The 19998-nt window shown below is 66.2% G+C and carries 23 protein-coding genes; 18 read left to right on the top strand and 5 right to left on the bottom strand.

Annotated elements, in window-relative coordinates:
* Positions 1–3 precede the first annotated feature (3 nt).
* The 7 genes from H9L13_RS10190 (at position 4) to H9L13_RS10160 (ending at position 3154) form a co-directional block, all read left to right on the top strand.
* On the top strand, positions 4–204 hold the full coding sequence (locus tag H9L13_RS10190; protein ID WP_187537592.1) for a YnbE family lipoprotein: 201 nt from the start codon (positions 4–6) through the stop codon (positions 202–204).
* Positions 201–599, top strand: coding sequence for a YdbL family probable chaperone protein (locus H9L13_RS10185; RefSeq protein ID WP_187537591.1), 399 nt, complete (start codon positions 201–203; stop codon positions 597–599). Before H9L13_RS10190 ends, H9L13_RS10185 begins: the two co-directional genes overlap by 4 nt.
* A 113-nt stretch (positions 600–712) precedes the next feature.
* The gene (locus H9L13_RS10180; protein ID WP_187537590.1) at positions 713–1054 is read left to right on the top strand and encodes an AtpZ/AtpI family protein; all 342 of its coding nucleotides are present in this window, start codon (positions 713–715) and stop codon (positions 1052–1054) included.
* Between the two features lie 8 nt (positions 1055–1062).
* On the top strand, positions 1063–1839 hold the full coding sequence (locus H9L13_RS10175) for a F0F1 ATP synthase subunit A (protein ID WP_187537589.1): 777 nt from the start codon (positions 1063–1065) through the stop codon (positions 1837–1839).
* 24 nt (positions 1840–1863) lie between these two features.
* Entirely contained in the window at positions 1864–2100 is a 237-nt protein-coding gene (locus tag H9L13_RS10170; RefSeq protein WP_187537588.1) for a F0F1 ATP synthase subunit C, read from the top strand.
* Positions 2101–2118: 18 nt separating this feature from the next.
* Positions 2119–2610 (top strand): F0F1 ATP synthase subunit B family protein, encoded by a 492-nt coding sequence (locus H9L13_RS10165; RefSeq protein WP_187537587.1) that lies wholly within the window; start codon positions 2119–2121, stop codon positions 2608–2610.
* Positions 2603–3154 (top strand): F0F1 ATP synthase subunit B family protein, encoded by a 552-nt coding sequence (locus H9L13_RS10160; protein ID WP_187537586.1) that lies wholly within the window; start codon positions 2603–2605, stop codon positions 3152–3154. The genes H9L13_RS10165 and H9L13_RS10160 overlap by 8 nt, the downstream gene beginning before the upstream one ends.
* A gap of 3 nt (positions 3155–3157) precedes the next feature.
* Here the strand turns inward: H9L13_RS10160 and H9L13_RS10155 are convergent, their stop codons facing one another.
* From H9L13_RS10155 to H9L13_RS10140, 4 genes are all read right to left on the bottom strand, one after another.
* A complete protein-coding gene (locus tag H9L13_RS10155) occupies positions 3158–3583 on the bottom strand; it encodes a CBS domain-containing protein (protein ID WP_187537585.1) in 426 nt (141 codons plus the stop codon).
* Positions 3580–5235 (bottom strand): FAD-dependent oxidoreductase, encoded by a 1656-nt coding sequence (locus tag H9L13_RS10150; RefSeq protein WP_328282551.1) that lies wholly within the window; start codon positions 5233–5235, stop codon positions 3580–3582. The genes H9L13_RS10155 and H9L13_RS10150 overlap by 4 nt, the downstream gene beginning before the upstream one ends.
* 30 nt (positions 5236–5265) lie before the next feature.
* Positions 5266–7284, bottom strand: a complete 2019-nt coding sequence (gene paaZ / locus H9L13_RS10145; RefSeq protein WP_187537583.1) for a phenylacetic acid degradation bifunctional protein PaaZ — start codon at positions 7282–7284, stop codon at positions 5266–5268.
* A 306-nt stretch (positions 7285–7590) separates the two neighbouring features.
* On the bottom strand, positions 7591–8343 hold the full coding sequence (locus tag H9L13_RS10140; protein ID WP_187537582.1) for an SDR family NAD(P)-dependent oxidoreductase: 753 nt from the start codon (positions 8341–8343) through the stop codon (positions 7591–7593).
* Between the two features lie 47 nt (positions 8344–8390).
* Here H9L13_RS10140 and H9L13_RS10135 point away from each other — a divergent pair, with 47 nt between their 5' ends.
* Both H9L13_RS10135 and H9L13_RS10130 read left to right on the top strand, forming a co-directional pair.
* Positions 8391–9626, top strand: a complete 1236-nt coding sequence (locus tag H9L13_RS10135) for an acyl-CoA dehydrogenase family protein (protein WP_187537581.1) — start codon at positions 8391–8393, stop codon at positions 9624–9626.
* The gene (locus H9L13_RS10130; protein ID WP_187537580.1) at positions 9623–10642 is read left to right on the top strand and encodes a phosphotransferase family protein; all 1020 of its coding nucleotides are present in this window, start codon (positions 9623–9625) and stop codon (positions 10640–10642) included. Before H9L13_RS10135 ends, H9L13_RS10130 begins: the two co-directional genes overlap by 4 nt.
* A 157-nt stretch (positions 10643–10799) precedes the next feature.
* Here H9L13_RS10130 and paaG read toward each other — a convergent pair whose 3' ends face one another.
* Positions 10800–11579 carry a 2-(1,2-epoxy-1,2-dihydrophenyl)acetyl-CoA isomerase PaaG gene (gene paaG, locus H9L13_RS10125; RefSeq protein ID WP_187537579.1) on the bottom strand — a complete coding sequence of 260 codons (780 nt, stop codon included), beginning with the start codon at positions 11577–11579 and terminating at the stop codon, positions 10800–10802.
* Between the two features lie 26 nt (positions 11580–11605).
* On the opposite strand from paaG, the gene paaI reads away from it, so the two are divergent.
* The 9 genes from paaI to H9L13_RS10085 all read left to right on the top strand — a co-directional run bounded on the left by paaI (position 11606) and on the right by H9L13_RS10085 (position 19977).
* Entirely contained in the window at positions 11606–12031 is a 426-nt protein-coding gene (gene paaI, locus H9L13_RS10120; RefSeq protein WP_187537578.1) for a hydroxyphenylacetyl-CoA thioesterase PaaI, read from the top strand.
* Positions 12032–12062: 31 nt separating this feature from the next.
* Complete coding sequence (paaA, locus tag H9L13_RS10115; RefSeq protein WP_187537577.1) at positions 12063–13043, top strand: 1,2-phenylacetyl-CoA epoxidase subunit PaaA; 981 nt, start codon at positions 12063–12065, stop codon at positions 13041–13043.
* A 129-nt stretch (positions 13044–13172) separates the two neighbouring features.
* Positions 13173–13457, top strand: a complete 285-nt coding sequence (paaB, locus tag H9L13_RS10110) for a 1,2-phenylacetyl-CoA epoxidase subunit PaaB (RefSeq protein ID WP_187537576.1) — start codon at positions 13173–13175, stop codon at positions 13455–13457.
* Positions 13457–13675 (top strand): phenylacetate-CoA oxygenase subunit PaaI, encoded by a 219-nt coding sequence (locus H9L13_RS12800; protein WP_244954804.1) that lies wholly within the window; start codon positions 13457–13459, stop codon positions 13673–13675. The genes paaB and H9L13_RS12800 overlap by 1 nt, the downstream gene beginning before the upstream one ends.
* Positions 13654–14295, top strand: coding sequence for a 1,2-phenylacetyl-CoA epoxidase subunit PaaC (paaC, locus tag H9L13_RS10105; protein ID WP_342354492.1), 642 nt, complete (start codon positions 13654–13656; stop codon positions 14293–14295). The genes H9L13_RS12800 and paaC overlap by 22 nt, the downstream gene beginning before the upstream one ends.
* Before the next feature lie 106 nt (positions 14296–14401).
* Complete coding sequence (locus H9L13_RS10100; RefSeq protein WP_187537575.1) at positions 14402–15475, top strand: 2Fe-2S iron-sulfur cluster-binding protein; 1074 nt, start codon at positions 14402–14404, stop codon at positions 15473–15475.
* A gap of 45 nt (positions 15476–15520) precedes the next feature.
* Positions 15521–16720 (top strand): amino acid aminotransferase, encoded by a 1200-nt coding sequence (locus H9L13_RS10095; protein WP_187537574.1) that lies wholly within the window; start codon positions 15521–15523, stop codon positions 16718–16720.
* On the top strand, positions 16713–18764 hold the full coding sequence (locus tag H9L13_RS10090) for an alpha-ketoacid dehydrogenase subunit alpha/beta (protein ID WP_187537573.1): 2052 nt from the start codon (positions 16713–16715) through the stop codon (positions 18762–18764). Before H9L13_RS10095 ends, H9L13_RS10090 begins: the two co-directional genes overlap by 8 nt.
* A 1-nt stretch (position 18765) precedes the next feature.
* Entirely contained in the window at positions 18766–19977 is a 1212-nt protein-coding gene (locus H9L13_RS10085; protein ID WP_187537572.1) for a dihydrolipoamide acetyltransferase family protein, read from the top strand.
* Positions 19978–19998: the final 21 nt, after the last annotated feature.

Raw genomic sequence — 19998 nt, 5'->3', positions numbered from 1 at the left:
GCCATGAAACCCAGCCGATTGCTTGCCGCAGCCGCGCTCGCCGCGCCGCTTGGCGGATGCATTTCCCTGAAGGCGCCCGAGAAACCGATCGAGATCAACCTCAACGTCAATATCCGGCAGGAAGTGCTGGTGCGCCTCCAGCGGGATGTCGAGCAGCTCATCCAGCAGAACCCGCAGGCCTTTCCGGAGAGGCCGCGGCAATGATTCGGGGCTTGGCGCTCGGCGCCGTATTTGTCGCCGTAGCGACGGCGGCGATAGCGCAAACGCCGGCGGTCGACGCCGCCCGCGCGGCGGGGGTCGTGGGGGAACGGTACGACGGCTTCGTCGGCGTAGCCTCACCGCCATCATCTGCCGTGCGAAGCCAGGTGGCGACGATCAATATCCAGCGCCGCACATTGTACAGCAACCTCGCCACCAGCCGTGGCGTGAGCCCGGGGGAAGTGGGGATCACGGCGGGCTGCCAGCTGCTTGCGCGGGTTCGCGTGGGGAGGCCTATATGTTGGCGGATCGCGTCTGGCGCCGCCGCGCGCCGGGCCAAGCGGCGCCGATCCCGGATTATTGCCGCGCCTGACGACGGACGGCGCCGCACGCGCGGTTGACTATCGTCGGTCCGGTTCATAAAGGGGCCGCGCCTTGGCGGGCTCGTTCGCCGCCATGTTTTTCGTCCCGAGCAGGCCCTGTTCTCCAGCGGGGCGACGCACAGGAGTGAAGCATGGCAGAGGATGAAGAAGCCGAGGTTTCGAAGCTTCCACCAGATGCACGGCTCGAATCGCTCGATGAGCGGCTCGATCGCTTGCAGCAGGCGGAAGCCAAGCGGACCGAAGTCGTGCAGCCCAACCCGGCCACCCGGATTGCGCAGCAGGCCTTTGGCCATCTGGTCGGCGCTCCGGTTGGCGGGGCAGTGATCGGATGGGGTCTGGACAGCCTGGCGGCTCTTGCCGGCTACCGGACTTTTCCGTTGTTCCTGCTGCTGATGCTGTTCTTCGGGTTCGGTGTCGGTCTGCGGAACGTGATGCGAATCACCAAATCCGGCAGCGCCGGTAAGAAGAGGTAGCAAGCGCAGTGGCCGCCGAAGGCAAGATCGACCCGATGCATCAGTTCACGGTGGAACCGCTGGTTCCGCTGAACATCGGTGGTTACGACCTCAGCTTTACCAACAGCTCCGCCTGGCTGATGATCGCCCTGGTGCTGATCTTCGGCTTCATGGCAATGGGCATGCGCCGTGAGCTTGTGCCGGGCCGCTGGCAGATGGCGGTCGAGGGCGTCACCGGCTTCATCGACGACATGGTCAAGGTGAACATCGGGCCCAAGGGAAAGGCGTTCATGCCCTACATCTTCTCGCTGTTCGTATTCATCCTGACCGCGAACCTGCTCGGCCTGTTCCCGCTGTCGATCATTCCCGGGCAGCACCAGTTCACCACCACCAGCCACTTCAGCATCACTGGCGTCCTCGCGGTCTTGAGCTTCTCGATCGTGCTGATCGTCGGCTTCGCCAAGCACGGCCTCCACTTCTTCTCGCTGTTCGTGCCGCACGGCACGCCAGCAGTGATGGTGCCGCTCATCTTCCTGATCGAGTTCATCTCCTTCATGGTGCGTCCATTCAGCCTTGGGCTGCGACTGTTCGTCGCGATGATTGCCGGGCACATCCTGATGGAAGTGTTCGGCAGCTTCATCGTCAGCGGCTTCAACGGCGGCCCGATGGGTTGGGGCGTCGGCATCCTCAGCCTGCTCTTCATCATCTTCGTCAGCGCGCTCGAGCTCTTGGTCTGCGCAATCCAGGCCTATGTGTTCGCGCTTCTGACGACCCTTTATCTCAACGACGCAATCAACCTTCACTAGAGTTTTGGACAAGAGGAGTTTCCAATGGATCTGACTTCCGCACAGGTGATCGGCGCCGGCCTCGCCGCGATCGGCGTTGGCGCCGCCGCCATCGGCGTGGGCAACGTGTTCGGCTCGTTCCTTGAGAGCGCGCTGCGCAACCCCGCGGCGGCCGACGGCCAGCAGGGCCGCCTGTTCATCGGCTTCGCGGCCGCCGAGCTTCTCGGCCTGATCGCGTTCGCCGTTGCGATGATCATCCTCTACGCGCCGCCGAGCGCCTAAGAGCGAAGGCTAGGCGCCATGCCTCAGATCAATCAGCTCTCCGAAATCTTCTTCTCGCAGCTGTTCTGGCTGCTGATCGTGTTCGGGTTCATCTACTTCGTCATCGGGCGGGGGATGGTGCCGAAGATCCAGTCGACGGTCGAAGCCCGCGAGAAGAAGATCTCCGACGACCTCGAGCGGGCGCAGGCCGCGCGCGAGGCTGCGGAGAAGACGGAAGCCGATTGGCGTGCGCGCATGGACGCCGCCCGGGCCGAGGCGGCAAAGCTGGCGCAGGACGCGCGCCAGGAAAGTGCTCGCCAGACCGAAGACAAGGTGCGCAAGGCGGCGGACAAGATCGGCCTCAAGGTCGACGCTGCCGAAGCCAAGATCCGCGACGCGCTGACGGCGGCGCGGGCCGAAATCGAAACGGTCGCCGCCGAAGCCGCGCAGGACATGGTCGGGCGCCTGACGGGCATCAAGGTCGACAAGACGGACGCCGCTGCTGCGGTAAAGGCTGAGCTCAATGTCTGAGGGTCTTCTAATCGCCGCCGCCGTCGAAGCCGGCGAAGCAGCGCATGGCGCGCCGACGGCATTCGGCTTCCTGACCGCGCCGATGTTCATCGGCCTCGCGATGCTCACGGTCATCGCGATCATGATCTGGAAGAAGGTGCCCGGCGCTATCGGCCGCGCGCTCGACAGCAAGATCGCCGTGATCCGCGATCAGCTCGACGAAGCGGAGACGCTGCGCAAGGAAGCCGAGGCGCTCAAGGCCGAATATGAAAAGAAGTCCAAGGCGGTCGACAAGGACCGCAAGGCGCTGATGGAGCGCGCCCAGCATGAGGCGGACGAAATCATCGCCAAGGCCAAGACCGACGCCGAGGCGCTGATCGCGCGCCGCACGCGCATGGCCGAGGACAAGATCGCCGCCGAGGAACGGTCCGCGGTCGAGCAGCTGCGCGCCACGGCGGCCGACGCCGCCGCCAAGGCCGCGGCGCGGCTCATCGCCGAGCGTCAGGACCCGGCGACCGACGCACAGATCGTCAATCGCGCGATCGGCGAGATCGCCGCCCGTTGACCCTTATCGCGGCTGGCCACCCGGCTGGCTGACGCCTTCAAGCGCCTCGTGCGCCGCCTCGCCTTCGCTCTCGCGCGCAAGATCACCGAGGCTGACGATGCCGCACAGCTTCTGCTCCCCGTCGACGACCGGCAGACGGCGCACCTGCGCGTCGCTCATTTTCTGCGCGACCGTGTCGACGTCCTCGTCGATTCCGGCGCAGACGATTCCGTCAGTCATCAGATCGCGCACCTTGGTGTCGGGACCACGGCCCTCGGCCACGCCGCGTACCGCAATGTCGCGGTCGGTGATCATGCCGATCAGGCGATCGCCCTCCGTCACGGGAATCGACCCCGCGTCGGTGCTGACCATGAACCGAGCCGCTTCCTGCGCGGTCTGATCGGGCTGGATCGTCTGGACGTCGCGCGTCATCACATCGCTGATCTTCATCTTCCGCTCTCCTGCTGGACGAGGCTTTCAACGACTGACAGCGCTGCGTGTTGCGCGGCATCGTCGAGGTGCGACCAGATCGCGCTGACCACGACCGATCCTTCGCCAACCGCCGAGGCGACGCGCTTGACCGAGTTGGCGCGCACGTCGCCGACCGCGAAAATGCCGGGCTGCGAGGTCTGGAAATCGCTGGCGACGCCGGCCGCAGCGCCGGTCTTCACGAACCCCTTGCTGTCGAGGTCGACAAGGCCGGACAGCCAGCCGGTATTCGGCTGCGCGCCGATCATCAGGAACAGGGCCGAGCAGGGCAGTGTCCGTTCGCCATCGGGCGTCGTCAGCCGGATGGCCGAGAGATGTTGTGCGCCCTCCAGGCCGGCGAGCTGCGCCCCATAGTGGATCGAGATTCGCGGATCGGCTTCAAGGCGCGAGCGGAGATAGGCGCTCATCGAACTGGCAAGGCTTCCGCCCCGAACCACGACGTGCACGTGGTTGGCGAAACGCGACAGGTACATCGCGGCCTGGCCGGCGGAGTTGCCGCCGCCGACAACCACCGCTTCGGTCTCGCGGCAAAAGCGCGCCTCCATCTCGGTCGCGGCATAATAGACGCCTGCGCCTTCGAACTCCGCGATCCGCGGTACCGGCAGCCGCCGATACTGGACACCGGTCGCCACCAGCACGGCGCGGGCGCACAGGGTGTCGCCGCCATCGAGCGTCGCGCAAAAGCCGTCCCCTGCCTTTTCGAGCCGGCGCACGGCGCGGGGCATGGCGAAGCGGGTTCCGAACTTCATTGCCTGCACCTGCCCGCGGAAAATGAGGTCGGTGCCCGAAATGCCCGTCGGAAAGCCCATGTAGTTTTCGATCCGGCTGCTGGTGCCCGCTTGCCCGCCGATCGCCGAATCTTCGATCACCAGCGCCTTCAGCCCTTCCGACCCGGCATAAACGGCGGCGGCGACGCCGGCCGGGCCGCCACCGACGATCAGCAGGTCGAACTGTTCGGGATCGCTGGTCGACAGGTCGAGGCCAAGCAGGGCCGCGACCTTGCGCGGGGTTGGATCGTCGACCGGATGGCCCTTGCCGACGATGACTGCGGGCTTGTGCTCCGCAATGGTGCAAGCCGCCCGCGCTTCATCGCCTTTCTCGTCAAGGTCGTAGGACTGAAAAGGAATGCGGTTGCGCGAGAGGAAGGTGGCGATGCGCTGAATAGCGGGATCGGCGTCGGCGCCGATCAGCTTGATCGCACTTCGCCCCTCTTCGAACTGCATGCGGCGGCGGGCGGCGAAGACGGTGAGCACATGATCGCCGATCTCCGGCACCCGCGCCATCAGATCGAGCATCGCCGCGCGCGGCGCCTCAAGGGTGCGGGTATCCACCGCAGCGCGTGTCGCCAGGGTAACGCTGCCGGCATTGAGGAACGACAACTCGCCCATGAATTGCCCCGGCCCGAGCGTGGACGGAACCAGACGTTCGTTGGTGTAGGGGTCGACCACCTCAATCTCGCCCTCCTCGACGACGACAAATCGATCGAGGGGATCGCCGACCCGGGCAACGAAGGTCCCGGCCGGATAGTGACGAATGGAGGAGATATCCCGAAGCGACGCCAGCATTTCGCCGGCGAAGGGCTGTGGCGTCATGAAACGCAGTTCGCCACCCATGCTTTCCATCTTGAGGGTGCCGCTGCTCCTTTAAGGGACGTTTTCGGTCAGTAGGTCGTACGTCGCCACGAGGTCGTCCTTCTGATTGAAGATTTCAACCGCCCAGCGGACGACGCCGGTGTCCTCGCTCTTCAGCGACTTCGAGCGGACGGTCAGTTCGACGCGCAGGGAATCGCCGGGGTAGAGCGGGGTCAGGAAGCGCAGGTTCTCAAGGCCGGTATTGGCGAGCACGGGGCCGGGATCGGGATCGACGAACAGGCCCGCGGCGAAGCTGAGGATGAGATAGCCGTGGGCGACGCGGCCTTCGAAGATGGGCGAGGCCTTGGCCGCTTCCTCGTCCATGTGGGCGTAGAACTTGTCGCCGGTGAATTCGGCGAAATGCTCGATGTCGGCGACGCTGACGGTGCGGCTTTCGGTCCTCAGCGTGTCGCCGATGTGAAGCTCGCTCATCCGCTTGCGGAAGGGGTGGCCGTCGCGGAAGTCCTTGGGCGCGCCGGGGATATATTGCTCGCTGATCGCGGCGATCATCGTCGGGGTCGACTGGACCGCGGTGCGCTGCATGTAATGCTTGACCCCACGGATGCCGCCCATCTCCTCGCTGCCGCCGGCGCGGCCCGGACCGCCGTGGACAAGGACGGGCAGCGGCGAGCCGTGGCCCGTGCTCTCGGCCGCATTGTCGCGGTTGAGCACCAGCATCCGGCCGTGGAAAGCGGCCGCGCCCTGGACGAATTCGCGCGCGGCGTCGGGCGAATGGGTGAACAAGGACAATGCCAGGCTGCCCTTGCCGCGATTGGCGAGCGCGACGGCGTCGGCGAGGTCGCGATAGGGCATGATGGTCGACACCGGCCCGAACGCCTCGACATCGTGCACCGCCTGCGCCGCCCACGGATCGTCGGTGCGCAACAAGATCGGAGGAAGGAACGCGCCGCCCGCGACCGGCGGATCGGCCGCGGGATCGCCGGCGACGATGCGCGCGCCCGCCGCCTCGAGCTCGGCGATGCGGGCGCAGACGTCGTCGCGCTGGCTGAGGCTGACCAGCGCGCCCATGCGCGTGCCCTCGGCACGGGGGTCGCCGAATTTGGTCTTCGCCAGCCGTTCGGACAGCGCCTGCTGGACCGCGTCGAGATGCTCGGCAGGGGCCATCGCGCGGCGGATCGCAGTGCACTTTTGCCCCGCCTTGACCGTCATCTCGGTCGCCACCTCGCGAATGAAGAGGTCGAATTCGGGCGTGCCGGGCGCTGCGTCAGGGCCGAGCAGCGAGGCGTTGAGGCTGTCCTGTTCGGCGATGAACTTGACCGATTCGCGCATCACAGTCGGGTGGCTCTTGAGCTTGGACGCGGTGTGGGCCGAGCCGGTAAAGCTGACCACGTCCTGCCCGGTGAGGTGATCGAACAAATCGCCGACTCCGCCGACGATCAGCTGGATCGCGCCCGGCGGCAGGACCGCGGCCTCGATCATCACCCGGAAGGCGGCTTCGCACAAATAGGCGGTCGAGCTGGCCGGCTTCACGATCGCCGGCACCCCTGCAAGGATCGTCGGCGCGAGCTTTTCGAGCATCCCCCAGACGGGAAAGTTGAAGGCGTTGATATGCACCGCCGCGCCCTGGAGCGAGGTGTAGATATGCTGGCCGACGAAGGTCCCCTGCTTGGACAGTCCCTCGAGCTGGCCGTCGAGCAGGACGTGGGCATCAGGCAGCTCGCGCCGGCCCTTGGAGGAAAAGGAGAAGAGCGTGCCGGCGCCGCCTTCGATGTCGATCCAGCCGTCCTTGCGCGTCGCGCCGGTCAGATAGTTGAGCTCGTACAGTTCCTCCTTGCGGGCCATGATCGCCAGGCCGAGCGCCTTGATCATCCGCGCCCGCTCATGGAAGGTCAGCCTGCGCAAGGCCGGCCCGCCGACGTCGCGGGCGTGGCGCAGCATGGCGCCGAAATCGATCCCGCCCGACCCGGTCGTGGCGACCGGGGCGCCGTCGATGGCGGACACGATCTCCGCCGGATTGTCCCCAGCGATCCAGCGGTCGCGTTCGTAATTGAGCAATTGCGCGGTCTTCATGCGTTTATCCCGTCATTGCGAACAAAGCGATCCAAGCCCGGATTGCCGCGTCGCTGCGCTCCTCGCAATGACGGCCTTAAAGAGAGGCATCGTCGAAAGTCACTAAGTTCGCGTCCGAAAGGACGTTTGACCGCCCCTCACCGCTCTGTGAACGGACGCTAAGGTGTGACCTTCGGTTTCGCGCGGGGTGGACCCGATCACGAGACGAAAGCACGGTCATGGCCGCGAGACTGACAGGCGAAATCCTATTTTGCGAGCGCGTTGTTTGACGCGCGCTTTTCCCGCACCCAGCCCTAGCCCCTCCCTTTAAAGCATCCTTATGTCGAACCGCCGCGTGGTTGGGTGGCTGCTGGCAAGGCCGCCGTCGACGGTGATTGCGCTGCCGTTGACGTAGCTGCTGTCGTTCGACGCAAGCCACAGCGCGGCCTGGGCGATCTCGATCGGTTCGCCGCCGCGCGCCATCGGGTTGAGCTCGCCCAGCCGGTCGGCTTTGCCGCGATCGCGAGCGAGGTCGTAGATCGGCTTGGTCATCCCGGTTTCGATCAGGCCGGGGCAGATGGCGTTGACGCGGATGTTGCTGCCCGAGAGCTGTTGCGCGGCGGTCTGGACGAGGTTCACGACGCCGGCTTTGGACGCCGAATACGCCGCGCCGCCCGCGCCCGAGCGCAAGCCGGCGACGCTGGCGGTGCAGATGATCGACCCGCCGCCGCGCTTGTGGATGAAGGGCGCGGCATATTTGATCGCGAGGAACGGGCCGATGAGGTTGACGCGCAGGATCTCCGCCCAATCCTCCGCCGTCTGTTCGGCGATCGAGGCGAAGCCGCCCGACACGCCGGCGTTGGCGAACATGATGTCGAGCCCGCCATGCTTGGCGACGACGTTCTTGATGAGCGTTTCGACCGCGGTCTCGCTGCCCGCGTCGGCGAGGATGTCGGCGCCCTTGACCGCGTCCGCGCCGATGACCGTCGCGCCTTCGTTGCGGAAGAGATCCACCGTCGCCTTGCCAATGCCCGACGCGGCGCCGGTGACGATTGCGATCTTGCCTTGCAGCCTGCCCATCCGCCCGATCATAGCCACGGCGGAAGGTTGCTGATAGGCGCTTCGCGATGGACTTCACGCTTGGCAGTGCCGACACAGAATGGCGCGACCGCGTCCGCGCCTTCATGGACGAAAAGGTCCGCCCGCGCGTCGCGGATTACGAAGCGCAACAGCGCGATGGCGAGCGCTGGAAGGTGCTCCCGGTCGTCGAGGATCTGAAGACGCAGGCGCGGGCCGAGGGGCTATGGAACCTGTTCATGCCGCCGTCGCACGGCGCAACCCCGGTCGATGCCAGTTTCACCTTCGACGGGCCGGGGCTGAGCAATTTGCAATATGCGGTGTGCGCGGAGGAGATGGGGCGCATCCTGTGGGCGTCCGAGGCCTTCAATTGTTCGGCGCCCGACACCGGCAACATGGAAGTCATCAACCGCTACGGCACGCGCGAGCAGAAGGACGAGTGGCTGAAGCCGCTGATGGACGGCGAGATCCGCTCGGCCTTCCTGATGACCGAGCCCGACGTCGCTTCATCCGACGCGACCAACATCCAGTGCCGGATCGAAAAGCGCGGCAACGGCTATGTCGTCAACGGCCGCAAATGGTGGTCGAGCGGGGCGGGCGATCCGCGCGCCAAGGTCGCGATCCTGATGGGCAAGACCGATCCGGGTGCGGAAAAGCACAAGCAGCAGTCGATGCTGCTGATGCCGCTCGACGCGCCGGGCGTGACGATCGAGCGCCACCTGCCGGTGTTCGGCTATGACGACGCGCCGCATGGGCACATGGAAATCCGGCTCGACAATGTCGAACTGCCGGGGTCGGCGATGCTGCTGGGCGAAGGCCGCGGGTTCGAGATTGCGCAAGGGCGGCTGGGGCCGGGGCGAATCCACCATTGCATGCGCACCATCGGCGCGGCGGAAGAAGCGCTCGATCTGATGGTCAAGCGCCTGATGAGCCGCACCGCCTTCGGCAAGACGATTGCGGAGCAGGGCGTGTGGGAAGAGCGCGTCGCCAATGCGCGGATCGACATCGAAATGACGCGGCTGCTCTGCCTGAAAGCCGCGGACATGATGGACCGCGCGGGCAACAAGGCGGCGCAGGGCGAGATTGCGATGATCAAGGTCGCTGCGCCGCTGATGGCGCTCAAGGTCATCGACGACGCGATCCAGGCGCATGGCGCGGCGGGGGTCAGTGCGGACACGGGGCTGGCGCATGCTTATGCGTCGATCCGCACGCTGCGGCTCGCCGACGGTCCCGACGAAGTGCACCGGCGCGCGATCGCCCGGCTGGAGTATAAGAAGCACCGGTGAGCGAGCAGGCGATCGACGAAGCTGCGCTGGGCGAGTGGCTCGAGGCCAATGTCGAAGGCTTCAGCGGCCCGTTCGAACTGGGCAAGTTCCCGTCGGGCCAGTCCAACCCGACCTACCGCATCAGCGCCGCCTCGGGCGATTATGTGCTGCGCCGCAAGCCGTTCGGCCAGCTGTTGCCGTCCGCGCATGCGGTCGACCGCGAATATCGGCTGATCTCCGCGCTTCATCCGCTCGATTTTCCCGTGCCGCGGCCGTTCGCCTTGTGCAGCGATCCCGAGGTGATCGGGGCGATCTTCTACGTGATGGAGATGGCGCACGGGCGGCCCTATGCCGATGGCGCGCTGCCCGACTTCGACCCAGCGACCCGGCGGCGGATGTACGAGCAATTGGTCGATACCTTGGCTGATTTGCACAACATCGACCCCGCCGCGGCGGAGCTCGGCGACTTCGGCAAGCCGGGCAATTATTTCGAGCGGCAAGTGATGCGCTGGACGCGGCAGTATCGCGACTCGCAGACCGATTACGTGCCCGAGATGGAGCGGCTGATCGCCTTCCTGCCCGAGACGCTGCCGCAGCAATCGCGCACCTCGATCGTCCATGGCGATTATCGCATCGACAACGCCTTGTTCGACGGCGACGGGACGCTGACCGCGGTGCTCGATTGGGAGCTGTCGACGCTCGGCGATCCGCTGGCGGATTTTTCCTACTTGGCGATGCAATGGATGATGCCGGCGGACGGCGGCGCGGGGCTGGCAGGACTCGATTTGCCGGCGCTCGGCATTCCTTCGCTGGAGGAGGTGGTCGAGCGTTACTCGGCGCGATCCGGGGTGCCGGTGGCGGGCCAGCTCGACTGGTACTTCGCCTATAATCTGTTCCGCCTGGCGGGCATCGTCCAGGGCATCAAGAAGCGCGTCATCGACGGCACCGCGAGCCACGCGCAAGCTGCGGAGATGGCCAAGCGCGTGCCGATGCTGGCGGGGGCGGCGTGGGGCTTTGCCGTGAAGGCGGGGGCTTAGTGAACCGCCCACACCCGCTCATCCTGAGGAGGGACTGAGCAAGCGAAGCGCGTCGAAGGCCCGTCTCGAGGGATCCGTGCGTCCTTCGAGACGCCGCTTCGACTTCGCTCAGCGGCTCCTCAGGATGAGCGGGGCTGGGTGTTAAGGGTCTGACTGTTCAGCGACCCGTGAACACCGCCGGCCGCTTTTCCAGAAACGCAGCGACGCCCTCGCGATAGTCCTGGGTGAAGCCAAGGCGGCGCATTTCGTCGCGCTGAAGGTCGAGTTCGGCGTCGAGGGTGCGGTCCCAGCTGGTGCGAACCATCGCCTTGATCGCGGCGAGGCCGAGCGGGGGCAAAGCGGCGAGCTTTTGTGCGAGGGCCTCGACTTCGCTGTCGAGCGCATCGTGGTCGACGCATTTCCAGATGAGGCCCCACTCCGCGGCTTGCTCGGCGGGTAGGGGCTCGCCGGTCAGTGCGAGGCCCATGGCGCGGGCCTGGCCGAGGTGGCGGGTGAGGTGCCAGCTGCCGCCGGTGTCGGGGACGAGGCCGATCGCGGCGAAGCTCTGGATGAACTTGGCGGCGCGGCCGGCGATGACCAGGTCGCAGGCGAGCGCCAGGCTGGCGCCGGCGCCGGCGGCGACGCCCTGGACGCGCGCGATGACCGGCTGCGGAAGGGCGGCGAGGGCGCGGACCAGCGGGTTCCAGTCGCGCTCAACGGTTTCGCCAAGATCGACGGGCTCGCCCGGGGCGACATTGCGGTCGTTGAGGTCCTGCCCCGCGCAGAAGCCGCGCCCGGCGGCGGCGAGGACGAGAACGCGCGCGTCGCCGAGATTGGCGAGCGCGTCGCGCAGCTCGGCATGCATCGCCGCGGTGAAGCTGTTGAGGCGGTCGGGGCGGTTGAGGGTGATGCGGGCGATCGCGCCGTTGATCTTGAAGTCGATGAACTCGTAAGCCATGCCCGGCGCCTAGCGAAGGAGAGGGCGTGGACGCAAACGAACTCGCGAAGCGCGTCGCCGAGACGATGCTTGCCGCGGAGGGCACGGGCCCGGCTTGGGGCCTCAAGCTCGAAGAAATCCGCGAGGGTCATGCGCGGGTGTCGATGGTGGTGCGCGCCGATATGCTCAACGGGCATGGCTATGCGCATGGCGGCATGATCTTCGCGCTCGCCGACAGCGCCTTCGCTTACGTCTGCAACGGCGCCAACCATGCGAGCATGGCGGCGCAGGCGTCGATCGTCTTTCTCGACAAGGTCCGCGAGGGCGAGACGTTGATTGCCGAAGCAACGGAGGTCGCACGCGAAGGCCGGGCAGGGGTGACGCGGGTCGCGGTCCGCGCCGGCGACGGCCGGACGGTCGCGGAATTTACCGGCTATTCGCGCACGCTTGGCGGAGCGGTTGTCGAGGTTTGAACGTTACGCCTGCGGAGGCTAGAGCCGGACTATGTACACCACCGAATTGCAGAAAACCGCCAAGGTCGAGAGCCTTGAGGATCCGGCGCTGCTCGAGGCATTCGAGGCGCGGGTCGCGGCGGACGAGTTTATCGAGCCCAAGGACTGGATGCCCGAGGCCTATCGCGGCACGCTCACGCGGCAGATCAGCCAGCATGCGCATAGCGAAATCGTCGGCATGCTGCCCGAAGGCAATTGGATCACGCGCGCGCCCTCGCTGCGTCGCAAGGCGATCCTGCTCGCCAAGGTGCAGGACGAGGCGGGGCATGGCCTCTACCTTTATTGCGCGGCGGAGACCCTGGGCACGAGCCGCCAGCAAATGATCGAGGCGCTGCATTCGGGCAAAGCCAAGTACAGCACGATCTTCAATTACCCGACGCTGACCTGGGCCGACATGGGCGCGATCGGCTGGCTGGTCGACGGCGCGGCGATCATGAACCAGGTGCCGCTGCAGCGCACCAGCTATGGCCCCTATGCCCGCGCGATGGTTCGCGTGTGCAAGGAAGAAAGCTTCCACCAGCGCCAGGGCTATGAGATCATGATTGCGCTGGCGGGCGGCACGGCGGAGCAGAAGCGCATGGCGCAGGACGCGCTCAACCGCTGGTGGTGGCCGAGCCTGATGATGTTCGGCCCGCCGGATGAGAATTCGCCCAACACCGCGCAGTCGATGCGCTGGCGGATCAAGCGCGAGACCAATGACGAGCTGCGCCAGAAGTTCGTCGATATCACCGTGCCGCAGGCGGATTTCCTGGGCCTTCGCGTGCCCGACGACGATTTGGTGTGGAACGAGGCCAAGGGCGGCTACGACTTCGGCACGATCGACTGGGAAGAATTTTACGCGGTGGTGCGCGGCGAAGGGCCGGTCGCCAAGGAGCGCATGAAGGCGCGCCGCGATGCCTGGGACAATGGCGCCTGGGTGCGCGAGGCGGCGGATGCGCATGAGGCGAAGCGGCGCGAGAGGAAAGCGGCTTGATGGTGCTTCGAGACGCCGCTTCGACAAGCTCAGCGGCTCCTCAGCATGAGCGGTATTCTCTTTCCGCTCGTCCTGAGGAGGGGCTGAGTAAGCGAAGCGCGTCGAAGACCCGTCTCGAAGGATGTTTCGATGTCCGGTGACTGGCCGCTGTGGGAAGTGTTCGTCCGCGCCAAGGGCGGGCTGAGCCATCGTCACGTGGGCAGCGTGCACGCGCCCGACGCGGAGCTGGCGCTGGCGCATTCACGCGATACCTATACGCGCCGGCAGGAAGGGGTGAGCCTGTGGGTCATCCGCTCGGCCGATATCGTCGCGAGCGACCCCGACCAGGCGGGGGAATTGTTCGAGCCGGCGGAGAACAAGGTATACCGCCACCCGACGTTCTACGACATCCCGGACGAGGTGAAGCACATCTAATGCCCTCGCTCCCCTCCTACGAAAAAGACGTGATCGACAAGGCCAAGGTCGCGCCGGACCATGGCGCGTTCGATGAGGACGTCACGATGGTCCGCGACCCGCTCGAGGACGTCTATTATGATTATCTGATGCGGCTGGGCGATGACTCGCTGATCCTTGGCCAGCGACTGGGGAATGGTGCGGGCACGCGCCGGCGCTGGAAGTCGACCTGTCGCTGACCAACCTATCGCTCGACCTCATCGGGCAGGCGACGCTGCTGCTCGGCCACGCCAATAATGGCGATGCGGACGAGCTGGCGTTTCGGCGCGACGTGCTCGATTTCAAGAATTGCCTGCTGGTCGAACAGCCCAACGGCGATTTCGCGCAGACGATGGCGCGCCAGCTTCTGTTCTCGACGTGGCAGCACCTGCTCTATCGCGAGCTGACCGAGAGCCCCGACACGTTCCTGCGCGAACTGGCGGCCAAGGCGGTCAAGGAAGTCGCCTATCACCGCGAGCTGGCGGGCGAATGGGTGATCCGGCTGGGCGACGGGACCGAGGAAAGCGCGCGGCGCATGGCCGAGGGCATCGACTGGTGCTGGCGCTTCGTGCCCGAGCTGTTCGAGGTCGATGAGAGCCTGGAGGAAATGATCGCGCGCCAGACGGTGCCCGATCCGCGCGGGTTCGAGACCGAATATTACAACGCGATCGAAGCGGTGCTGGCTGAAGCGAAGCTGACGATGCCGCCCGACCAGCGGCCGATCCTGGGCGGGCGTCGTGGCCATCACAGCGAGCATCTCGGCCATTTGCTGGCGGTGATGCAATATCTGCCGCGCGCCTACCCCGACGCCAAGTGGTAAGTGAGTTCCCCACCCGTTCGTCCCGAGCGAAGTCGAGGGACGTTGACGCCGACGTGTCTCGACTTCGCTCGACACAAACGGTTTTGGATACGAGCACGCTAAGCTGATGGCCGAGCATTTCCACGCGCTGGAGATCGAGGAGATCGTGCCTGAGACCGACGAAGCGGTGTCGATCCGCTTCAAGGTCCCGCCCGAGCTGGCCGAGGCGTTCCGATTCAAGGCGGGGCAGCATCTGACCTTGATGGGGATCGTCGGCGACGAGGAAGTGCGGCGCAACTATTCGTTGTGCACCGCGCCCGCCGACAACCAGCTGATGGTGACCGTCAAGCGCATCGCGGGCGGGGTCTTTTCCAATTGGGTGGCGGAGGAGTTGAAGCCCGGGCAGCGGCTGGCGGTGATGCCGCCGCACGGCAGCTTCACCGTGCCGTTCGATGCCGCGCAGTCGCGGCATTATGTCGGCTTTGCCGGCGGATCGGGGATTACGCCGATCATCTCGCTCATCCGCACGGCGCTTTCGGTCGAACCGTGCAGTCGCTTCACGCTTTTCTACGGCAATCGCGACAGCAGCTCGGTGATTTTCCTTGAGGCGCTGGCGGCACTCAAGGACCGCTATCTCGGGCGGTTCGAGCTGTATCACTTCCTCAGCGACGAGGAGCAGGATGTCGAGCTATTCAACGGCATGCTCGACCAGGCGACGTGCGGCGCGGCGATCGACCAGCTGATCGGGGATCCGGCCGCGATCGGCGAATGGTTCATCTGCGGCCCCGGGCCGATGATGGACGCCGCCGAAGCCGCGTTGCTCGAGCGTGATGTGCCCAAGGAGCGCATCCATATCGAGCGCTTTACCGCGGGCCGGCCCTCGGCCGCGCTCGCGGCGGAGATGGCGCAGCTGCAGACGCAGGCGGCGGGCGTCAGCATGTCGGTCACGCTGGACGGCCGGACGCGCAAGGTGCCCTTCACCGCCGGCAACATCCTCGACAGTGCGCGCGAGTCCGGCCTGCCGGCGCCCTTCGCGTGCAAGGCGGGGGTGTGCGCGACGTGCCGGGCGCGCGTAACCTCCGGCAAGGTCGAAATGGCGGCGCGCTACGGCCTGACCGACGAGGAGGTTGCTGCAGGCTATGTGCTGACCTGCCAGTCGGTGCCTGTGGGGGACGGCGTGGCGGTGGATTACGACGCCTGAACCCCCGGCTTTCGTCGGGGAACGAGACACGCTAATCGCCGCTGCATGTTGAGCGACACGCAAGCGCGTCATAGCCCCCTCGCGGACCTTCCCGAGGTCGAAAGCGATTCGCTCCTCCAGCTGATCACATTGTGCGCGGCGGATCCGCGGCCCGAGAAGATCGACGTCGGCGTCGGGGTGTTCCGCGACGGCGCGGGCAACACGCCGATCCTGAAGGTGATCAAGCGGGCCGAGGAGATCCTGCGCGAGACGCAGGAGACCAAGGCCTATCTCGGGATGCAGGGCGACAAGCGCTATGCCGAGCTGTTGCGCCCGATCCTGCTCGGGCCGCTGGCAGACGATGCGCGGATCGCCGGATTGCAGACGCCCGGCGGCTGCGGCGCGCTCCGCCTGGGGTTCGAGCTTCTGGCGCTGGCCATTCCGTCGGCGCGGGTCCACGTCGGCACGCCCACCTGGCCCAACCACCCGCCGATCATCCGCGCCGTGGGGCTCGAAGTCGCCGAATATCCTTATTACGAGCGCGGGCAGGGCAGCATCCGCTTTGACGCGATGGTCGATGCGCTGTCCGCGGCCAACGCGGGCGATGTCGCGCTGCTCCACGGCTGCTGCCACAACCCGACAGGCGCCGACCTTGATGAAGATCAGTGGCGTGAAGTTGCGCGGATCGTCGCCAAGCGCGGGCTGATCCCATTCGTCGACATTGCCTATCAAGGCTTTGGGCGCGGACTCGACGAGGATGCGTTCGGCGTCCGGCTGATGCTCGAGACGTGCGACGAGGTCGTGATCGCGCAAAGCTGCGACAAGAATTTCAGCGTCTATCGCGACCGCGTCGGATCCTTGTTCGTGAAGACGGGGTCGGAAAGCGCGACCGCGCTGGCGATGAAGCATGTGTCCATGCGCGCGCGAGAGATGTGGTCGATGCCGCCCGATCATGGCGCGGCGTGCGTGCGGATCATCCTCGACGATGCTGCGCTCAAGGCCGATTGGCTTGTCGAGCTGACCGCGATGCGCGATCGCATCAATGCGGTTCGCCAGCGCCTTGCCGCGGCTGACCCGCGGCTGGCCTTCATCGGGCGGCAGTGGGGCATGTTCTCGATGCTCCCGCTGAGCCGCGAGCAAGTGCTCAAGCTGCGCGAGGATCATGCGATCTACATGGCCGACAGCGGGCGCTTCAACGTGGTCGGCCTCAGCGACGACCAGATCGACCGATTTACCGCCGCGGTGGTCGAGGCGCTGAATGGCTGAGCGCGACCCGGGCAAGGTGACGGCCGACGTGGATTGGCGCGAGGTTGCGCGGCTGGTGCTGACCAGCCGCGAGATGGACCGGCTGGAGGAGCAGGAGCTCGTCCCCGCCAAGAAGGTGCTCTACCAGTTCAGCGCGCGCGGGCACGACATGGCGCAGGTGCTGCTCGGCATGCAGCTCAAGGACGGCGACGCAGCGTGCGGCTATTATCGCTCGCGACCGTTGCTGCTCGCGCTCGGCGTGCCGCTGGCGGATGCGCTGGGATCGGGCATGGGCCTGGCGGGCGGATATTCGGACGGGCGCGATATCGGCGTCGTGTTCAACTATCCAAACCCCGGCGGCGCGCACGCGCTGCCGATGTGCGGCGGGGTGGGGGCGCAATATACGCCGGCAGCCGGCTGGGCGCAGGCGATTGCGTATAAGCAGCAGGTGCTCAAGGACGGGCCGGACGATGCGATCGCCCTAGTGCTTGGCGGCGATGCGAGCTGCGCGACCGGGGGATTTTGGTCTGCGGTAACAATTGCTACAACGCAACAATTGCCGCTGCTCATTTACGTCGAGGACAATGGCTACGGCATCTCTGTCACGTCGGATTATCAAACACCCGGGCGCGACATTGCCGCCAATCTCGAAAGCTTCAGCGGGCTGACGATCTTCAACGGCGACGGGACCGATCCGGTCGAGGCGGCGCGCCTGGTGAACGCCGCGGTCAGCCACGTGCGGGGCAACCGCGCGCCGGCGCTGCTGCGGCTGACCGTCCCGCGGCTGGAGGGGCATAGCTTCCAGGACACGCAGACCTACAAGAGCGAGGACGAGATCGCGGCCGAATGGGCGCGCGATCCGCTGCCCAAGCTCAAGGCACATTGCGAGAAGATGCAGATCGGCGAGCAGCAATGGGCCGATATCGAGCGCGAGACCGCGTGGCAGGTCGAGGCGGCGCGTACCAAGGCCGAAGCGCGTGGCGTGTCGTTGCCCGAGAATGTCACGCGCAACGTCTTTTTCGAAGGCGAGATGCAGCAGGTCGGTGGCGGGGCGGGGCTGAGCCTGGACGGCACCACCGACACGCCTGCGCCGGAGGGCCAGCGGATCAACATGGTGACCGCGATCCGCCGCGTGCTCGACCAGGAGCTACAAGCCAATCCGCGCATGCTGGTGTTCGGCGAGGATGTCGGGCCCAAGGGCGGCGTCCATGCGGTGACGCTTGGGCTGCAGGAAAAGTTCGGTCGCGAGCGGGTGTTCGACACGTCGCTCAACGAGGAAGGGATCGTCGGGCGCGCGGTGGGGATGGCGCTGGCGGGCCTGATGCCCGTGCCCGAAATCCAGTTCCGCAAATATGCCGAGCCGGCAACTGAGCAGATCCACGACTGCGGGACGATGCGCTGGCGCACAAACAACCGCTTTGCCGCGCCGATGGTGCTGCGCGTGCCGGGCGGCTTCTTCAAAGGCGGCGACCCGTGGCATTCGATGACCAACGAGGTCGAGTTCGTGCACAATCCCGGCTGGAAGGTCGCGGTGCCAAGCAATGCCGAGGATGCCGTCGGGCTGCTGCGCGGAAGCCTGCGCGGCAACGACCCGGTGCTGTTTTTCGAACATCGTGCGATGCTCGACGACAGTTGGGCGCGGCGGGCCTGGCCCGGCGATGATTACGTGCTGCCGTTCGGGCGAGCGAAGAAGACGCGCGAGGGCGACAAGATCACGATCGTCACCTGGGGCGCGATGGTGCCGCGCTGCGAGGCGGCGGCGGAGGGTGTCAGCGCCGATGTGATCGACTTGCGGACTTTGATGCCGTGGGATCGGGAGATGGTGCTGGCGAGCGTGCGGCGCACGCGCCGCTGCCTGATCGTGCACGAGGATTTGCGCACGGGCGGCTTTGGCGCGGAGATTGCCGCGGTGGTTGCGGACGAAGCCTTTCTCGATCTCGACGCGCCGGTCGCGCGCGTCACAATGCCGGACATCCCGAGCCCGCATCATCCCAAGCTGATGGAATGGGCGCTGCCGTCGCCAGCGAGCATCCGCGCGGAGATCGATCGGTTGGTGGGATTTTGAAATGATCGAAGTGCGCGTTCCCGATGAGCAGGAGGGGACCAAGGCGGTGGTGCGCGCTTGGCTCAAGCGGGTTGGCGATGCGGTCGCAGAGAACGATCCCCTGGTCGAGCTTGAAACCGACAAGGTGACTCAGGAGGTGCCCGCGCCGGCGGCGGGGGTGCTGAGCGAGATTTTGCTTGAGACCGATGCCGAGGCGGTGCCGGGGGCGGTGCTGGGGCGGATTAGCAGCGAACAAACATCCGTTCGTCCTGAGCGGAGCGCGGAGCGCGAAGTCGAAGGGCGTGTGGCGCAAGGCGTGGCAGAGCGCCCTTCGACTTCGCTCAGGACGAACGAGGTTGGAGGAGGGCAAGAAGCCCGTTTATCGCCCTCGGTTCGCCGCGCGTGCCTGCAGCATGGCATCGACCCGGCGCGCATTTCGGGAACCGGGCGCAACGGGCGGGTCACCCGCGAGGATGTCGACCGCGCGGTGGCCAGTGCGACGACGGTGAGTGTCGGTGAGCCGACCACCGCGCAGCCGCGGCACTTTTCCGCGCAGGACATTCCGCACGACCGGATGCGGCGCACGATTGCCGAAAATATGGTGCGCGCGGTGACCGACGCGCCGCACGTCACGGCTTTGTTCGAGGCGGATTTTTCCGCGATTGCCGCGCACAAGGCGGCGCTCGCCGCGCGGGGGATGAAGCTCAGCTACACCGCCTATATCGTGAAAGCCGCGGCGGAGGCGATGGCGGTGGCCCCGGCGATCAACGGGCGTTGGGAAGAAGACCGCATTGCGATTGCGCCGACGATCGACATCGGCGTCGGCACCGCGCTCGGCGAAAAGGGCTTGGTCGTGCCGGTGGTTAAGGATGCCGGATCATTGTCGCTTGAAGCGATTGGCGAGCGGCTCAACGCACTCACGACCAAAGCTCGCGACGGCAAGCTCGACCGCGCCGACGTTTCGGGCGGGAGCTTCACCATTTCCAACCATGGTGTGTCGGGCAGCCTGCTCGCCGCGCCGATCATCCTCCATCAGGGGCAGGCGGCGATCCTGGGCGTCGGCAAGCTGGATAAGCGCGTGGTGGTCCGCACGATCGGAGGGCAGGACGCGATCCTCATCCGGCCGATGGCTTATGTGACGCTGACCATCGACCATCGCGTGGTCGACGGGCACCAGACCAACGCCTGGCTGTCGCGCTTCGTCGAGATCATCGAAACGTGGCCGGCCGACTGAACTCGTTGCCAAGGCGGAACA

Source organism: Sphingomonas lutea (genome assembly GCF_014396785.1).
In the GTDB taxonomy this organism is placed as follows: Bacteria; Pseudomonadota; Alphaproteobacteria; order Sphingomonadales; family Sphingomonadaceae; genus Sphingomicrobium; species Sphingomicrobium luteum.
This window is presented reverse-complemented; position numbering and strand designations above follow the sequence as displayed.